This window comes from Bordetella petrii (assembly GCF_020991325.1).
Classification (GTDB): domain Bacteria; phylum Pseudomonadota; class Gammaproteobacteria; order Burkholderiales; family Burkholderiaceae_B; genus Bordetella_A; species Bordetella_A petrii_E.
The window spans coordinates 1-15,224 of sequence record NZ_JAJMLX010000012.1 but is presented as its reverse complement, the minus strand read 5'-3'; the positions used below and the strand labels follow the sequence as shown (position 1 = coordinate 15,224).

The following is a 15,224-nucleotide window of genomic DNA, read 5'->3' as shown; positions in this document are numbered from 1 at the left end:
CCGCCGCTAGACCCCGCCGTCGTTCAGGCGGTACCAGGCCACCACGGCATTGACATAGATGCGCCGCAGGCCATATAGCGGAAACCCCTTGATCGGGGTCAGCGGCACCGGCAAGGCATCGGCGCCATCGCCGGCGGTGTAGGCCGCCAGCGCCTTGCCCATCGCGGTCTGCAAACCCACGCCCCGCCCCTGGCAGCCGATATCGATCAGCAGGCCGGGCTCAGGCTCGTGCAAGTGCGGCAGGTAATCGCGCGTGACGGCCACCCGGCCGCACCACCGGTACTCGTACGGAATTCCCGCCGCCTGGGGAAACAGCTTGGCCATGACCCGTTCCAGGTGTGCCCAGTCCTGCGGGCCCTTGGGCTCGCGAAACGGCCCCCGCCCGCCCATCAGCAGGCGGCCCTGGTGATCCAGCCGGAAATACAGCAGCAAGTTGCGCGTGTCCGAACAGACGCCCCCCTTCGGGAAAATGGTATCCCGCACGTCGTCGGGCAGGGGCTGGGTGGCAACCTGGAACGTGTTGGCATCGATGATGGACTGGCGCAGGCCGGGCCACAAACCGGCACCGTAGGCATTGGTGCACATCACCACTCGCTGGGCCATGACCTGCCCGCCGCTGGCCGTGGTGGCCACCCAGCGCCCGCCATCGCGCCGCAGGCTGCTTACCGGCGTATCCGTATGCAGGCGTGCCCCTGCTCCCAGCGCGGCGCGGGCCAAGCCCCGCACATAGCTCAGGGGCTGTATGGCGCCGGCCCGCGGATCGATCCAGCCGCCTAGATAGCGGTCGGTACCGGTCAAGGCCGAAACCTGCGCCTTGTCCAGCATGCGGGCGGCCACGCCGTGGCGCACCCATTGCTCGGCCCGGGCGTGCGCCACGCGCAGCGCTTCCTCGGTATGCGCCCCCTGGATCCAGCCGGCGCGTTCGCGCGGCACGTCCATGCCGTGCCGCTCGATCAGCCCGAACACCATGTCGGCCGTGCCGCCGGCGAACTGTACCAGGCGCTCGCCGCGCCGGGCGCCGTACAGGCGGATGAGTTCGTCCGGATCGTACTTGAGACCGGGGATGACCTGCCCGCCATTGCGGCCGGAACCGCCAAAACCGATCTCGCGCGCCTCCAGCACCAGCGTATCGACACCGCGCTCGGCCAGGTGCAGGGCGGTGCTCAGCCCCGCATAGCCCGCGCCGATGACCAGCACGTCGGCCTGCGCCGACCCCTGCAGCGCCGCGCTCGCAGGCGCGGGGGCCGCCGTGGCGGCCCATAGGGAATGCGACATGGGATATGGCGCCTGCGCCATGATGGCTCCTTACATCGGGTGCAGCACGCGGTGCAGGAAGTCCTGCGTGCGCGGATGCTGCGGTTGGTTCAGTATGTCGCGCGCCGCGCCCTGTTCGACGACGACACCGCCATCGATAAACAGCACTCTGTCGGCGACTTCGCGCGCGAAGCTCATTTCATGCGTGACCACCACCATGGTCATGCCCGCCTCGGCCAGCTTGCGCATCACGCCCAGCACGTCGCCCACCAGTTCGGGATCGAGCGCGGAGGTGGGCTCGTCGAACAGAATGGCCTTGGGCTGCATGGCGAGCGCGCGGGCAATGGCCACGCGCTGCTGCTGGCCGCCCGACAACTGCGGCGGATGCGCGTCGGCCTTGTCGGCCAGGCCCACGCTGGCCAGCAGTTCCCGGCCGCGCTCAATGGCCTGGGCCCGGGGTTCCTTCTTCACGAATACCGGCCCTTCGATGACGTTTTCCAGCGCGGTGCGATGCGGGAACAGGTTGAAGCGCTGGAACACCATCGATACCTGCGTGCGGATGGACACGATGGAGGATGAATCACAGTCGACGCGCTCGCCGTCGATGGTGATGTCGCCGGCGTTGTAGCGTTCCAGCCCGTTGATGCAGCGCAGAATCGTGGATTTCCCCGACCCGGAAGGGCCGATGATGCACACCACTTCGCCCTTGCTAACCTCGGCGTCTATGCCTTTCAGTACTTCGAGCTTGCCGAAGTTCTTGTGTACGTCTTTAAGCAGGATCATTTGGCGGCGCTCCGTTTTTCCAGGTGCCGCACGAACAGGATGAGGGGCACGCACATCACCAGGTACATCAGCGCAACCAGGCTGAATACCGTGGCGTTCTTGAATGTGGACACCGCGATCAGCTTGCCCTGCAGGGCCAGTTCGGCCACGGTGATGGTGGACGCCTGCGAGGAATCTTTCAGCATCATGATCATGATGTTCCCATAGGGAGGCAGCACGATCTTGACGGCCTGCGGCAGCACCACGCGGCGCATCGTCATGCTCCAGCTCATGCCCATGGCCATGGCGGCCTCGATCTGGCCGCGGTCGATGGCCTCGATGCCGGCACGGAAATTCTCGGCCTGGTACGCCGAATACGCAATGCCCAGGCCTATGATGGCCGCCTGCACGGCGGTCAGGGCTATGCCCATGTCGGGCATGACGAAATAGATGTAGAACAGCAGCACGATAATAGGAATACCGCGCAGCACGTTGATCATGCTGGCACTGAACTTGGCCAGCAGAGGAATACCCGACACCCGCATCAAGGCCCATACCAGCCCCAGCAGCGTCGACAGCAGCAGCGACCCGAAAGTCACCAATATGGTCAGCTTCGCGCCCTGCAGCAAGATAGGCAGGAACTCGCGCGCATCATTGAAAAACTCCATCATCGTCGGATCCATCCTTGTCGGGTATGTGAGTCAAGCCGGCGGCCAACAACGGCCGCCGGGCCGTGGCGCTCAATCCGACAGGTTCCACTTTTTCAGGATGCGATCGATGGTGCCGTCCGACTTCAGGGTGGCCAGCGCCTTGTTGATCTTGTCCATCAACTCGGTATCTTCCTGGCGAGTGGCAATGCCCAGGCTGCCGACCACCGTGGGTTCGTAGCTCTTGGCCATTTTCAAGTTGGGATAAGCTCCCTTGGCGATGATGCTGGCCGCGATGGGGTAATCCATGAAGCCGCCCTGGATGCGGCCCGCATTGGCATCGCGCATCATGTCGGGAGGGTTGTCGTACAGCTTCACCTCTTTGAACATACCGCTTTTCTGGATGGGCTCGACAAATGCGGTGCCCACCTGCACGCCCACGGTCATACCTTTCATGTCCGCGAACGACTTGTATTGCTTGCCGTCGTCCTTGGGCACCATGAAGCCTTCGCCATAGCGGTACACCGGCTCGGAAAAGCTGACGATCTTCTTGCGGGGCTCGGTAATGAACATGGCAGCCGAGATCAGGTCGATGCGCTTGGACGTCAGCGAACCGATCAGCGCCGAAAACGCCATGGGCTGGATCTGCACCTCGAAACCCGCTTTTTCGCCCACTGCCTTGATGATGTCGACCATGACCCCTTCGATGGAGTTGGTCTTGGTGTCCAGGAAGGTAAACGGGCTGCCCGTGGGCGTGGAGCCCACCTTCAGCACGGTTTGCGCGTGGGCGCCGCCGGCCAGTGCCAGCGTGGTTGCCAGGGAGGCCGCCAGGATCTTCAGTTTCATGGATATTCCCCTACTGTCGAGAAAAGACGGCGCGAAGGATACGCCGGTTGTGTTCCACCCTGCGCCTGTCATGCCGACGCGGGGCGGCGCTTGTTCATGGGCCAGTCTCCTGGTGGTCGATACGGCTGATCGCCCAGATGACTTCGGTGGTGTCCGGGCCGGGATTACGCCAGCGGCGCGGCGTGCGGCTGGCGTAGCAGAAACTGTCGCCGGCTTTCAGCAGGACGGCACGGTCTTCCACCCATAGTTCCAGTACGCCCCGCAGCACCAGGCCCACCTGTTCACCCATGCTGGACGAAAACAGTTCGTCGCCGGTGGAACCGCCTGGCGCGATGCGCGCACGGCACAAATCCAGGCTGCGGCCGGCCGGCGGCGTATACATTTCTTTGTGGATGCCCTTGTGGTCCAGGTCGATGCGGCGATGCGAACCCGCGCGCGCCACGCGACCGGCATTCTCGCTGTCGGGCTGGCCCGCGCCGCGCAGCAGCGTGTCGACCGACACGCCGAACTGGCTGGCCAGCAGGCTGAGGTTTTTCACCGAGGGGGAGCTGAGCCCGCGCTCGATCTGGCTGAGCAAGCCGACCGACATCCCGCAAGCCTTGGCCACCTGCACCAACGGCAGGCGATGCTGCTTGCGCAGTTGGCGCAGTTGCTGGCCCAGCCAGAAGTCAATGACCGAGGCGGGGGCCGGCTCCGGGGTGGGTGCTGGCACTGGGCGCGCGCTGTCAACCGATTGGATTTTCGTCACCGCCGTCATATGAAAATTTCATATGGACATAATTTTCAATGCTAAACAGCGGCAGCCCCCGCCGGCAAGGTGGGGACATCCCTATCCTTATGCCGTGCAGGAAGGATGCGCGACGATGTCAGGCCTGGCCGGCGGTGGTCGGCGGCAACTTGGACAGGTAGCGTTCGTCGGCTGGAGTCAGCCAGCCGTTGGCGCGGGCGCGCTCGAGCAAGTCCGGACGGCGAACCGCCGTGAGGCGCAGTGATTGCTCGCGACGCCAGCGCGCGATATTGGCGTGATGGCCGCTGAGCAATTCGGGGGGAACGGGCTGCCCCGCATGAACCTCGGGGCGAGTGTAGTGGGGGCTGTCCAGCAAGCCGGATAGCGTGTCGTTGAAAGAATCCTGCAGGGCCGAATCGCCGTCGTTCAGGGCGCCCGGCAGCAGTCGGACGGCGGCGTCGATGACGGCCAGCGCGGCGATTTCACCGCCGGACAGGACGAAATCGCCCAAGGAGATTTCGTCGGTGACGCAGCGCTCGATGAAGCGTTGATCTATGCCTTCGTAGCGTCCGCAGATCAGGATGCAGCCCTCGCCGGCCGCCATGGCCTGCGCGCCTTGCTGGTCATAGCGACGGCCTGTGGGCGACAGCAGCACCACCGGCGCCGGCCCCAGCCCTTGAGCGGCGCGCGCCGACTGGGCAGCGGCCACCGCGGCTTCAAGGGGCGCGGCCATCATTACCATGCCCGGCCCGCCGCCGTACGGGCGGTCGTCGACCGTACGATGTAGATCGTGGGTGTAGTCGCGCGGGTTCCAGGCCTGCAAGGCCCACAAGCCCTGCGTGTGCGCGCGGCCCGTGACGCCCAGGTCGCGCACGGTTCCGAACATGTCCGGAAAGAGCGTGACGACATCGAAGCGCATCAGGGTTCCGTGGGCCAGTTGCTGTCGATGCGGCGGGCGTCGAGGTCAACCGCCAGGATGTGGGCGCGCACGAAGGGCACCAACAGTTCCAGGGGCCGGCCCTTGGCGTCCACCCGGGGTTCCGGTTCGCCGCCCGGCGCGGGCGCGCGTTGCAGCACTACGCGCAGAATGGCATGGGCGCCATTGTCGAAGACTTCGTCCACGACACCGATGCGCGCCGGTTCGCCGTCGGCGTCGGAATAGAACGCACAACCGATGAGATCGACCCAGTAATATTCGTCGTCGGCGGTAGCGGGGAACAGGCTGCGCCCGACCTGCACCGTGCAGCCGCGCAGGGCTTCGGCCTGGTCGCGGTCGACGACGCCTTCCAATTGCGCCACGACGGTGGCGCCCTGCGGCCGGGCCTGCAATACCTTGCACGCCTGGGGCACAGACGCAACAACGCCCCGCGCCGTTTCCGGAGCGGGGCGAGCAAGCCACCAGGACTTTGCGCGGCGCAGTACATCGGCCTGGGCCGAGTGCGGCTGCACCTTGACCCACCCTTTTACGCCATACGCCCCGGTAATGCGGCCCAGTTCGATCAGATCGTCGGGGGCAGCGGCACGGGGTGTGGCGTCAGGCATCTGGCCAGCCGAAGACAGCGCGCGGGTTAAGCCGAACGCGCCGATCAGGCGGCGGCGGAAACCTTGGCCGAGTAGTCTTTGACCAGACGCTCGACGGCGGGCGACAGTTGCGCGCCGCTGTTGGTCCAGTATTGCACGCGATCGAGCGAGATGCGCAGGCTTTCCGTGCCTTCGCTGGCAACCGGATTGTAAAAGCCAACACGCTCGATGAAGCGGCCATCGCGGCGGTTGCGCGAATCCGTGGCTACCAGATTGTAAAACGGACGCTTCTTCGACCCACCGCGGGCCATGCGAATCACCACCATAGGTAATCCCTTGAATTAGTTGTGAAAAACGGAAGATTCTAGCATTGAAAAGAAGCCTGTGGCAAGACAAGCTTCATTTACTGTGGCGGTTACAGCATACACCCGGGACACATGCCCCGGAACAGCCAGGCCGCCCCCTACCGCCGGCGCAGGAAATGCAGCGCCGCCCCGCCGGATTCGTGCTGGGCCACCAGGCCATTGCCGCTTTGCTTGGCAAACGCCTGGAAATCCCGCACCGCCTTCGGATCGGTTGTGACAACACGCAGCACCTGGCCGCTTTCCATCTGCGCCAGGGCCTTCTTGGCACGCAGGATGGGCAGCGGGCAGGTCAGCCCGCTGGCATCGACATCGTGCTGGAATTCGGGCAGGTTGCCCGCCGTTTCAGAGGCGTTCATCGACCCACCCAGACACGCTGGCCACCGCCGCCGGCAAGGCCTGGGCATCGCTGCCGCCCCCCATGGCCATGTCGGGACGGCCGCCGCCCTTGCCGCCCACCTGGCCGGCCACGTAGCCAACCAGGTCGCCCGCCTTGACGCGGCCGGTAAGGTCGGACGTGACGCCGCCCACCAGGCTGATCTTGCCATCGCCGCCGGCGCTGGCCAGCAGCACCACGGCCGACTTCAGGCGGTCTTTCAGGGTATCGACCATGCCGCGCAGCGCCTTGGGATCGACGTCGCCCAGGCTGGCAGCCAGCACCTTCACGCCCTTGATCTCGGCCGCCTTGGCGGCCAGGTCGTTGCCAGCGCTGGCAGCGAGCTTGCCGCGCGCCTGTTCCAGGTCTTTTTCCAGAGCGCGCACCTGGTCCTGCACCTGGGCAATACGCTCGGGCAGGTCGGCCGGCGTGCTGCGCAGCATGCCGGCCGCGCGCAGCAGCAAGGCATTCTGGTTTTGCACCCAGGCCAGGGCGTTGTCGCCCGTGATGGCCTCGACGCGGCGCACCCCGGCGGCCACGCCGCCCTCGGCCACGATCTTGAAAAGGCCGATGTCGCCAGTACGGGCCACGTGGGTGCCGCCGCACAATTCGCGCGAGAAGCCGATGTCCAGCACCCGCACGGTGTCGCCGTACTTTTCGCCGAACAGGGCCATGGCACCGCCCTTGACCGCGTCGTCATACGCCATGACACTGGCCTGGGTGGGCTGGTTGGCCAGCACTTCGGCGTTGACGATGGCCTCGACCTGGGCCACTTGGTCGGCCGACATGGGCGCGTCGTGGGCGAAGTCGAAGCGGGTTTTGTCGGGGTCGACCAGCGAGCCGCGCTGCTGCACGTGCGCCCCTAGCACCTGGCGCAACGCCTTGTGCATCAAGTGCGTGGCCGAATGGTTGCGCACCGTGCGTGCGCGGCGCACCGCGTCGACTTTTGCCAGCAGGGTGTCGCCCACCGCCAGGCTGCCGGATTCCAGGGTGCCATGGTGGCCGAACACGCCGGCCTGGATTTTCAGGGTATCGGCCACCGCGAAGCGCGCATCGCCGCCCTGCAGCAAGCCGGTATCGCCCACCTGGCCGCCGGATTCGGCATAGAACGGCGTGGCATCGAGCACCGCCACCGCATTCTGGCCCGCCTGTACGCGGTCGACCTGGGTGCCGTCCACGTACAGCGCCGTGACCTTGACGCCGTCGAGTTCCAGCTTTTCGTAGCCTTCGAAGCGCGTGTCGGCCCCTTCGTAGCTCAGGCCCTCGGCCATCTTGAACTTGCCGGCGGCGCGCGCCTGTTCGCGCTGCCGCGCCATGGCGGCATCGAAGCCCGCCATGTCGACTTCGACATTGCGTTCGCGGCAGATGTCGGCGGTAAGGTCCACCGGGAAGCCATAGGTGTCATACAGCGTGAACAGCGTGGTGCCGTCGAGCTGGCCGCCGGCCGGCACGCCAGCCAGGGCGCCGTCCAGGATTTTCATGCCGTGTTCCAGGGTTTCGCCGAAGCGCTCTTCTTCCTGCTTGAGCACTTGCGCCACACGTTCGGCCGCCTGGGTAAGTTCCGGATAGGCCTCGCCCATCTCGGCCACCAGGTCGGGCACCAGTTTGTAGAAAAACGGCTTGGTCTGGCCCAGCTTGTAGCCATGGCGCAGGGCGCGGCGCACGATGCGGCGCAGCACGTAGCCGCGGCCCTCGTTGCTGGGGATGATGCCGTCCACGATCAGGAAGGAACACGCGCGGATATGGTCGGCGATGACCTTCAGGGAATTGTCTTCGAGGTTCTTGACGCCGGTTTCGCGCGCCGCGGCGCGGATCAGGTTCTGGAACAGGTCGATTTCGTAGTTGGAGTGCACGCCCTGCAGGACAGCGGCGATGCGCTCCAGCCCCATGCCGGTATCGACACAGGGCTTGGGCAGGCGTTCCATGTTGCCGGCGGCGTCGCGCTCGAACTGCATGAACACCAGGTTCCAGATCTCGATGTAGCGATCGCCGTCTTCTTCGGGCGAACCCGGAGGGCCACCCCAGACATCGGGGCCGTGGTCGTAGAAAATTTCGGAGCACGGGCCGCAGGGGCCGGTGTCGGCCATTTGCCAGAAGTTGTCGGACGCGTAGCGGGCGCCCTTGTTGTCGCCGATGCGGATGATGCGTTCGGCGGGAACGCCGACTTCCTTGGCCCAGATATCGTAGGCTTCGTCGTCTTCCTGGTAGACCGTGACCCACAGCTTTTCAGCCGGCAGCCCGTATGCGGTGGTAAGCAGTTCCCAGGCGTACTGGATGGCATCGCGCTTGAAGTAGTCGCCAAAGCTGAAATTGCCCAGCATCTCGAAGAACGTATGGTGCCGCGCGGTATAGCCGACGTTTTCCAGGTCGTTGTGCTTGCCGCCGGCGCGCACACTGCGCTGCGATGACGTGGCGCGCGTATAGGCGCGCGATTCCTTGCCCGTGAAGACGTCCTTGAACTGCACCATGCCTGAATTGGTGAAGAGCAGCGTGGGGTCGTTGCCCGGCACGAGCGAAGCCGAAGGAACGATGGTGTGCCCTTTCGACTGGAAGAACTGCAGGAATTTCTGGCGAATCTCTGAGGATTTCATTCTGGGACGAACCGGGATTTAGGCGAATTTTTGATTATAGAGGGTCGGCGGCGGGGTGCCAGCCAGGGCACTGCCCCCTAGCCTGGCCCGACGCAGACATAGGAAAACGTGGTGGATCCATCCTCGGCCCATGAGCCTTTGGCCACGAGCACGGCTGTATGCCCCGCAGGGCAGGAACATTTCCCGGTAATGGGGTTGCGGTATCCAAAATACGGGTCGTCCGTACAACCATGAGACCGGGCAACAGAGTAGGCGCCGCCAAACCGGCCGCTGCTCGCGGCCGCCCATAACCCGTCGCGGCAATCGAGCAAGCCGGTGGCGCCCCGCGCGACCAGGGCACTGCCTGCCGGGCAGGGCTGCCCCGCGACGGCGGTGCCGCCCAGCGACAGATATTCCCCGGCGATCAGGCGGCCGCCAGCCTGGATCGACCCGGACGCGGAAAGATCGCTCCGCAGGTCCGGGTTGCGCGTATCGCGCCTGCGCACGAACAGGTCGTAGTCGGCCGTACCGTACCCGGCCCACACCGCCAGGGAGCCCGGAGCCAGTTGCGGAATGCCGAACCCTGGCGGATTGGGAAAATCGAAGCTGGCGCCGCGGATGCGGTCGGCAGTAGCCGTACCGGCGTGGCCGTTGGCGGCTTCGATGGCGGCGCCGATGCGCATCAGATCGGGCGCCGAGCCATCGGGCGACAACAGGGGTTGAGCAGTGTAGGCCAGCGCATCCAGCCTGCACCCCGCCCCGGGGCAGCGGGCGTCGCGCATGATGCGTATTTCCACCGTACCGTTCAGCGTGGAAGTATCGGGGAACCCCGCCGGCAGGTGCCCCTGGGCCCTGAGTTCGGCCAGTTGCGGGGCCAGCGGGTTGGCATACAGCACGGCGCCGTTCTCGCCGGTAACAGGCACCCCTTCGGCCAGGCTGTCGAAATGCTGCCGCAACATGTTGTCCAGGCCGCGCTTGAGTTCCATCATCCAGACCCCGGCGGCCCGCGCCGCGGCATCATCCACCTGATGAACCAGGCGGTTGGCGGCCCACACCAGGACCATGCTGGCCAGCGCAACGGCAATTGCCAATTCCAGCAAGGCGAAGCCGCGCTGTCCACGCCTGGCGGGACGCATACGCAACGCGGCCGGCGCGGCGAGGCGCAAAAACCTTGAAGATCCGGTCACGGCGCCCCCTTACCGTATTGTGAAGACAAAAGTATTGTGGTCGCCCTCGGTGCATTGCGACTCTGCTACTGCCGCGCTATATGCCAGCCGGGGCACGACGGTGCTGTCTTTCACCGTGACCGCTCCGCCCGCGCCCTCGACGGTGATGTTGTCGCTGACTCGTTGCATCACCGATGCCAGGGTGGGGCACGCGGCATTGTTGACGTTGCTGAACCGTATGGAGAAACCCGAGCCCGCGCCGCCGCCGGACACCGATACCGGCATGACGGTGATGACGCCATTGCCCGCCGTGCCGTTGCCGCCCAGCCCGTGCGCCACGACGGCACCGGGGCCGGATCCGCCCACCGACACCACGCTGGAGTCGCGCAGGGCATTGGCAAGCGAACCGGTGTCCAGGTTGGCGTAAGGCGTGGTTCCAGCCCCCTGCGCATTGGCCTTGATGCGGGCGACATAGCGCTGCAATTCCTCGGCCACCTTGGGCACTTTGTTCTCGATGACGTAAGAGCTGATGGCGGGTATGCCGATGATGGCGATCAGCAGCACGATGGCAGTGACGATCGACACTTCGATCAACGAAAAACCTTGCTGCCGGCGTGGCGCAACAGCGGTACTAAGCGTAGACATGAAGACTCCTGTGGAAAAGATCGATGAAGCTGACGGGGCTGAGACGGGCCGTTAGCGGCTGGCATACCAATTGGTGAGCGCGCGTCGCAGTTCGTCGATGACGCCGTAATGCCACAGCGCCAGCGCCAGCACCGTGGCGACTGCCCCCAGCAGCATGGCCCATCGCAGGGCCAGCGCCTGCCGGCGCACGTGCACCAGCGTGCGTGTCTCGATGCGCAGCCGCGCTTGCGCCACACCGGACTCGACGCCGCGCGCGGCCATCATGTCGGCCATGAACCAGACCGTCACGCGGTCGAACAGTCCGGTGTCGAAGGTGTCGGCACCGACAATGCCCTGCTCGACCCGCGCCAGCATTTCGCCGATGTGCCAGGCTAGCCACGGCTTGGCATGCCAGGCTTGCGTCGTCAATGCCTGCCGCAGGCGGGTGTCGATATTGCCGCGCTGGCGCAGCAGCACGGCAAGAATGGCCAGGAAACGGATGGCGTGGAAATCCCGGTACAGTCGCCAGGGAAACAACAGGTCCAGGCGCGCACGCACGGGGCCGGTAAACATGGGCAGCGACCAGGCCGCCAGGCCGACGCCGCCGGCCACCAGCGCCACCCAGAAGAACAGCCAGTCGCGCAGGCTGTCTGCCAACGCATAAAGGCCTCGGGCCAAAGGCCCGTAATAGTCTGCAGGCACCGCCTGGAACACCTGCTGCAGCCGGGGAACAGTGAACGTCGGCACGGCACACAGCACCCCTAGGGCGACCATCAAGGCCGCCAAGCCCGCCGCCATGGTGGCCCATAGAATGTCGCCCGCCTGCCGGATAAGGCGCGTGGCGCTTGCCAGTTCGCGCAATGCCGTTGCCAAGGCATTGCCGCCCGCATACTGCGCCGCGCCCACCAATTGCAATTCTTCGTCGGGCACCGCACCCGACCAGGCCGTGGCCAGATCGCCGCCCGATTCCTGGTAGCGCTGGCTCCAGCGCCTGGCCAGGCGCCCGCGAACCGTACGCGCGCCATAACGTCGAGCGTCGTCGTCGAACATGTCGCGCAGCGTCTTGCGGCCCTGCAGGCCCTCGATCAGGTCGGCCAGATAGTCGTAGTAATCGGCGCGCTGCCGGCGGAACCGCAGGTTGTCGCTCCACTCGGCCAGACCGGCAAGATGGCGCCGCAATGCCAGGGGCAGTGCAGGAATGGCGGGTTCAAACACGATGCCCGCCCTTCGGTGCCGGCCCATGAGCATCCTGGCAAGCACCGCCGGTCAGTTCGAAACGCAAGGCAATGGCGCGGGGGTCGATGAGACCGCGCGAAGCCTTGTAGATTGCGCAATCGGCGGCACTTTTTCCCTGCATGTCCGCATCATCGAACGGCGTGCGCGGCCGTGACCCGACGTAGCGGCGCAACCCCAGGTTGTCGCGCTGGCGCACCAGGTGGAGGAACTGGTCGTCGTCGGGATTGACCAATTCGGCCGCAACGGTGCGGCCGGCCAACCCGTGCAGTTGCGGCAACCCGGCACGCCGGCAGGCGGGGCACCCGTGTGGATTGCGGGCGCGCAAGGCCGCCATATCGAGCCGGTGCGCGCTGGCGAATGCCCGGGCCCATTCCAGCCCCGGCGCTGCGGCATCTTGCAAAGGCAGGCGGCTGAACGGCAAGGCACAATCGGCGCACAAGCGCGGCAACAGCGCCTGGTATACCAGCAGTTTCAGAACCCCCGGGGTGGCCAGGAAATCCCGCGATACGCCGATGAAATCCGAGGCCAGGCGTTCGGGAATCATGCAGGCCGACGCGGTATGCGTGGTGGTGTAAATGCTGGTTCCTGACCCGGCCAGATCCATGAAGGCCTTGCCGGTATCCTGGTCGCGGATCTCGCCGATGAGCAGGTCGTCCATGGCGGAACGCTTGATGGTCTTGAGCTTGGCGTCGAATACCGGCGAGGCGGCCGCGTCCAGCGTGCGGCTGACGGTATTTTGCAGCGCATTGCCGATGCGGTATTCGACGGGATCTTCCAGCGTGATGACTTTGCGCGTGGCAGGAATGCCGCGCATGAGCGTGGCAATGGAAGTGGATTTTCCGGAACCCACCACCCCGGCCAGCACGATGGCACCGCCGCTACGGTCGCGGGCGCGCTCCAGCGCCGCCACTTGTGAAGGCAGGTAGCCCAGTTCGTCCAGGCTGTTGCCACCCTCGGCGGAATCGAGGCACAGCAGGCGCAGGCAGACCGATGGGCCGGTATCGCTGGCCAGCGACGCCCAGCGCAAGGTCACCGGGCGCCCGCCCATGTTCAGGGCAATGCGGCCCTGCTGCTCGGCCAGGGGGTCGAACACCGCGCCATTGCCTCCGCGCACGTCCATCCAGGCTACGGCCAGGGATTCCAGCAGCGTGGCACCGGAAAGGTCGCGAAAGCACTCGGGCACGACGTAGGCGCCGTCGATGGTATAGCGCACCTCGGACTTGCCGGGTGGCTGACAGATGTTGATGTGGACATCGCTGGCACGCCGTTCCAGCCCCCACTGCACCAGATCGAGGAACATCGACGCCAGGGCCGAGCGCCGCGTAGCCGGTGCCGTTCCACGCTGTTCACGCAGAGCGGCGGCAGTGAGCTGGCCACGCGCGATGGACAGCAGCAATGCAGAAGGCAGCGCATAGCGCGGAACCGCCGCGAGACGGTAGCCCCGCGCGCGAATCATGGATTCGAGCTCGGAGATCTGGTCGCCGTACACATAGTCGTGCAGCGCGAACACGGCAGCTTGGCCCCCTTCGAGCAATACCGGGCACAGGCGCCCTGCCAGCAAGGCCAGGTCGAAGTCGCTGCTCAGGGTGCGCACAAAAGCGGGTTCCAGGCGCGCCAAGTCGAGAGATGTGTGCAGCCACGGCGCCCCGGCTGTACCTGCCACCTTGGCCGCGAAGCCGGCTTCGATGTCATTCACGATTCTTGTCCTGGTGCAGCAGGCATGCAGTGTGAGGCTCACCCGCCTTGCGCAGGCGCACGCATGGGACATCGATGCCCAGTAATGAATACTGCTCGTCCGATGCAACCGTCCCGTGCTGCATCGGTGCCGCGCGCCCGGACCGGTAGCTGGCCAGGCGGCCGTTGATCAGGACATCGGCATGCAGCGTCTTGCCAAAACCGTAGATGGCCTGGACGTCGATGCGATCCGGCATGCGGCTAGCAGAAGCCCCACGGTCGGCCGGGGCCTGGGACCGCGGCCCTATCCAATCGGAGGCTTGGCGCAAACCGGGCTGGCCACGGGCCGCCTCGGCATCCACGCGCAGCAGTTCGCGCACCGTATCGCCCTCGGCCCAGGCCTCGGCTGGCACCGCCGACTGGTGGGAGACCTGTCCAGGAAGATCGGCGCGGGCGGGAAAGGCCGCGGCGCAGCCGGCCAGTGTGAACGTCCAGGCAGCGGTACGCAGGAGCGGCAGGCACGCCCAGCCGGGACACGGATCAATCTTGTTCATACAGGACTCCTTGGAGTTCAGCGGTGAGCGAGCTGACTGTCGTGCTGGGCGCGTGGCCCGCGGCCAGGCGCAGCACCAGCGACGACCAACCGACCACCAGGGGCTGGTCGGCCAGCAATGCAAATGAACGCAATGGCCCCTGCAGGACCAGCGTGCGCTGGCGCAATGACGGCCAGGCCGGCGGTAAGCCCATGGCGCGGCCTTGCGAATCACGGGGTGCGGCGATGGGCGCGGGGCTGGGTGCCGCCAGCGAAAGCTGGCTGAATGCGGGCCGCACCCGCTGCAGCGCGCTGGCCACGACGGTGTCGACGCGCGACGGCGATGGGGGATCGACCTGCGCCAGCGATATCCCCTGCCCGGGCACAGACCAGGAAAGCTCGACCTCGTCGAGAGGACGGAACTGCAATTGCCACCCGGCGGGCAAGGCTTGCATGAAAGCGCTGTTGGTGGCGTCTGGCTGCGCCCGTACATAAGACGCGCTACACGACCAGGCATGGGACGCCGGCAGACAGCGCGCCTGCTGCAACAGCCAGCCTCGGACACCCAGCGGCAAGCGATGCAGCGATGCCAGCACGCGGCCTAATTCAGGTAGGCTCTGCGCCGCCTGCCGATCGCGGTGCGGTAGATGTCGTGCCGGTCCACCACCTGCTGGAGCGCGCCGAGGAAGGCGTCGAGGCGCGCCTGCGAGTCGAAGCCCAGCACCATCGGCATCGCGTAGACATCCGTGGAGTGCTGATGGCTCATCAGGTAATGGAAGAGGATGCCTTCCTGGAGCGGCGCGAGGGGATACACGTCCGCGATGTTGGCCGCGCCACCCGGTATCCGAGCAACCACACGGGCGATCTCCGCCTCGTCCAGGTCCACCAGCGGCAGCATCTCGGGGGTGATCTCGGTCGCGTCGGCCG

Annotated in this window: 17 protein-coding genes; all 17 read right to left on the bottom strand. The window is 65.9% G+C overall.

Annotated features, from left to right (window positions below):
• Positions 1-6: 6 nt before the first annotated feature.
• Entirely contained in the window at positions 7-1,296 is a 1,290-nt protein-coding gene (locus LPZ50_RS02700) for an NAD(P)/FAD-dependent oxidoreductase (protein ID WP_230657249.1), read from the bottom strand.
• A 9-nt stretch (positions 1,297-1,305) separates the two neighbouring features.
• Complete coding sequence (locus tag LPZ50_RS02695; RefSeq protein WP_230657248.1) at positions 1,306-2,037, bottom strand: amino acid ABC transporter ATP-binding protein; 732 nt, start codon at positions 2,035-2,037, stop codon at positions 1,306-1,308.
• Positions 2,034-2,687, bottom strand: coding sequence for an amino acid ABC transporter permease (locus tag LPZ50_RS02690; protein WP_230657247.1), 654 nt, complete (start codon positions 2,685-2,687; stop codon positions 2,034-2,036). The genes LPZ50_RS02695 and LPZ50_RS02690 overlap by 4 nt, the downstream gene beginning before the upstream one ends.
• Positions 2,688-2,756: 69 nt before the next feature.
• The gene (locus LPZ50_RS02685; RefSeq protein WP_230657246.1) at positions 2,757-3,509 is read right to left on the bottom strand and encodes an ABC transporter substrate-binding protein; all 753 of its coding nucleotides are present in this window, start codon (positions 3,507-3,509) and stop codon (positions 2,757-2,759) included.
• Between the two features lie 94 nt (positions 3,510-3,603).
• A complete protein-coding gene (locus tag LPZ50_RS02680; RefSeq protein WP_230657245.1) occupies positions 3,604-4,221 on the bottom strand; it encodes a helix-turn-helix domain-containing protein in 618 nt (205 codons plus the stop codon).
• 154 nt (positions 4,222-4,375) lie between these two features.
• Complete coding sequence (gene trmD / locus LPZ50_RS02675; protein ID WP_230657244.1) at positions 4,376-5,155, bottom strand: tRNA (guanosine(37)-N1)-methyltransferase TrmD; 780 nt, start codon at positions 5,153-5,155, stop codon at positions 4,376-4,378.
• Positions 5,155-5,778, bottom strand: a complete 624-nt coding sequence (rimM, locus tag LPZ50_RS02670; RefSeq protein ID WP_230657243.1) for a ribosome maturation factor RimM — start codon at positions 5,776-5,778, stop codon at positions 5,155-5,157. The genes trmD and rimM overlap by 1 nt, the downstream gene beginning before the upstream one ends.
• 44 nt (positions 5,779-5,822) lie before the next feature.
• Entirely contained in the window at positions 5,823-6,083 is a 261-nt protein-coding gene (gene rpsP / locus LPZ50_RS02665; protein ID WP_230657242.1) for a 30S ribosomal protein S16, read from the bottom strand.
• A gap of 137 nt (positions 6,084-6,220) precedes the next feature.
• Complete coding sequence (locus LPZ50_RS02660; RefSeq protein ID WP_230657241.1) at positions 6,221-6,478, bottom strand: sulfurtransferase TusA family protein; 258 nt, start codon at positions 6,476-6,478, stop codon at positions 6,221-6,223.
• Positions 6,465-9,086 carry an alanine--tRNA ligase gene (gene alaS, locus LPZ50_RS02655; RefSeq protein WP_230657239.1) on the bottom strand — a complete coding sequence of 874 codons (2,622 nt, stop codon included), beginning with the start codon at positions 9,084-9,086 and terminating at the stop codon, positions 6,465-6,467. The genes LPZ50_RS02660 and alaS overlap by 14 nt, the downstream gene beginning before the upstream one ends.
• 77 nt (positions 9,087-9,163) lie before the next feature.
• Positions 9,164-10,201, bottom strand: coding sequence for a pilus assembly FimT family protein (locus LPZ50_RS02650; protein WP_230657237.1), 1,038 nt, complete (start codon positions 10,199-10,201; stop codon positions 9,164-9,166).
• A gap of 60 nt (positions 10,202-10,261) precedes the next feature.
• On the bottom strand, positions 10,262-10,876 hold the full coding sequence (locus LPZ50_RS02645; protein WP_230657235.1) for a pilin: 615 nt from the start codon (positions 10,874-10,876) through the stop codon (positions 10,262-10,264).
• A 51-nt stretch (positions 10,877-10,927) separates the two neighbouring features.
• A complete protein-coding gene (locus tag LPZ50_RS02640) occupies positions 10,928-12,070 on the bottom strand; it encodes a general secretion pathway protein (protein WP_230657233.1) in 1,143 nt (380 codons plus the stop codon).
• Positions 12,063-13,787: a GspE/PulE family protein gene (locus LPZ50_RS02635; RefSeq protein ID WP_419195557.1), complete on the bottom strand. Its 1,725-nt coding sequence runs from the start codon at positions 13,785-13,787 to the stop codon at positions 12,063-12,065. The genes LPZ50_RS02640 and LPZ50_RS02635 overlap by 8 nt, the downstream gene beginning before the upstream one ends.
• Positions 13,780-14,319, bottom strand: coding sequence for a hypothetical protein (locus LPZ50_RS02630; RefSeq protein WP_230657231.1), 540 nt, complete (start codon positions 14,317-14,319; stop codon positions 13,780-13,782). The genes LPZ50_RS02635 and LPZ50_RS02630 overlap by 8 nt, the downstream gene beginning before the upstream one ends.
• A complete protein-coding gene (locus tag LPZ50_RS02625) occupies positions 14,306-14,893 on the bottom strand; it encodes a hypothetical protein (RefSeq protein WP_230657229.1) in 588 nt (195 codons plus the stop codon). Before LPZ50_RS02625 ends, LPZ50_RS02630 begins: the two co-directional genes overlap by 14 nt.
• A gap of 5 nt (positions 14,894-14,898) precedes the next feature.
• A partial coding sequence (locus tag LPZ50_RS02620; protein ID WP_230657227.1) for a condensation domain-containing protein occupies positions 14,899-15,224 on the bottom strand: 326 nt, incomplete at its 5' end.

What these genes read in the sequence shown, in the direction of transcription:
- LPZ50_RS02700 (WP_230657249.1), bottom strand. Translation starts at nt 1,296, where the DNA reads ATGGCGCAGGCGCCATATCCCATGTCGCATTCCCTATGGGCCGCCACG.
- LPZ50_RS02695 (WP_230657248.1), bottom strand. Translation starts at nt 2,037, where the DNA reads ATGATCCTGCTTAAAGACGTACACAAGAACTTCGGCAAGCTCGAAGTA.
- LPZ50_RS02690 (WP_230657247.1), bottom strand. Translation starts at nt 2,687, where the DNA reads ATGATGGAGTTTTTCAATGATGCGCGCGAGTTCCTGCCTATCTTGCTG.
- LPZ50_RS02685 (WP_230657246.1), bottom strand. Translation starts at nt 3,509, where the DNA reads ATGAAACTGAAGATCCTGGCGGCCTCCCTGGCAACCACGCTGGCACTG.
- trmD (WP_230657244.1), bottom strand. Translation starts at nt 5,155, where the DNA reads ATGCGCTTCGATGTCGTCACGCTCTTTCCGGACATGTTCGGAACCGTG.
- rimM (WP_230657243.1), bottom strand. Translation starts at nt 5,778, where the DNA reads ATGCCTGACGCCACACCCCGTGCCGCTGCCCCCGACGATCTGATCGAA.
- rpsP (WP_230657242.1), bottom strand. Translation starts at nt 6,083, where the DNA reads ATGGTGGTGATTCGCATGGCCCGCGGTGGGTCGAAGAAGCGTCCGTTT.
- LPZ50_RS02660 (WP_230657241.1), bottom strand. Translation starts at nt 6,478, where the DNA reads ATGAACGCCTCTGAAACGGCGGGCAACCTGCCCGAATTCCAGCACGAT.
- alaS (WP_230657239.1), bottom strand. Translation starts at nt 9,086, where the DNA reads ATGAAATCCTCAGAGATTCGCCAGAAATTCCTGCAGTTCTTCCAGTCG.
- LPZ50_RS02650 (WP_230657237.1), bottom strand. Translation starts at nt 10,201, where the DNA reads ATGCGTCCCGCCAGGCGTGGACAGCGCGGCTTCGCCTTGCTGGAATTG.
- LPZ50_RS02645 (WP_230657235.1), bottom strand. Translation starts at nt 10,876, where the DNA reads ATGTCTACGCTTAGTACCGCTGTTGCGCCACGCCGGCAGCAAGGTTTT.
- LPZ50_RS02630 (WP_230657231.1), bottom strand. Translation starts at nt 14,319, where the DNA reads ATGAACAAGATTGATCCGTGTCCCGGCTGGGCGTGCCTGCCGCTCCTG.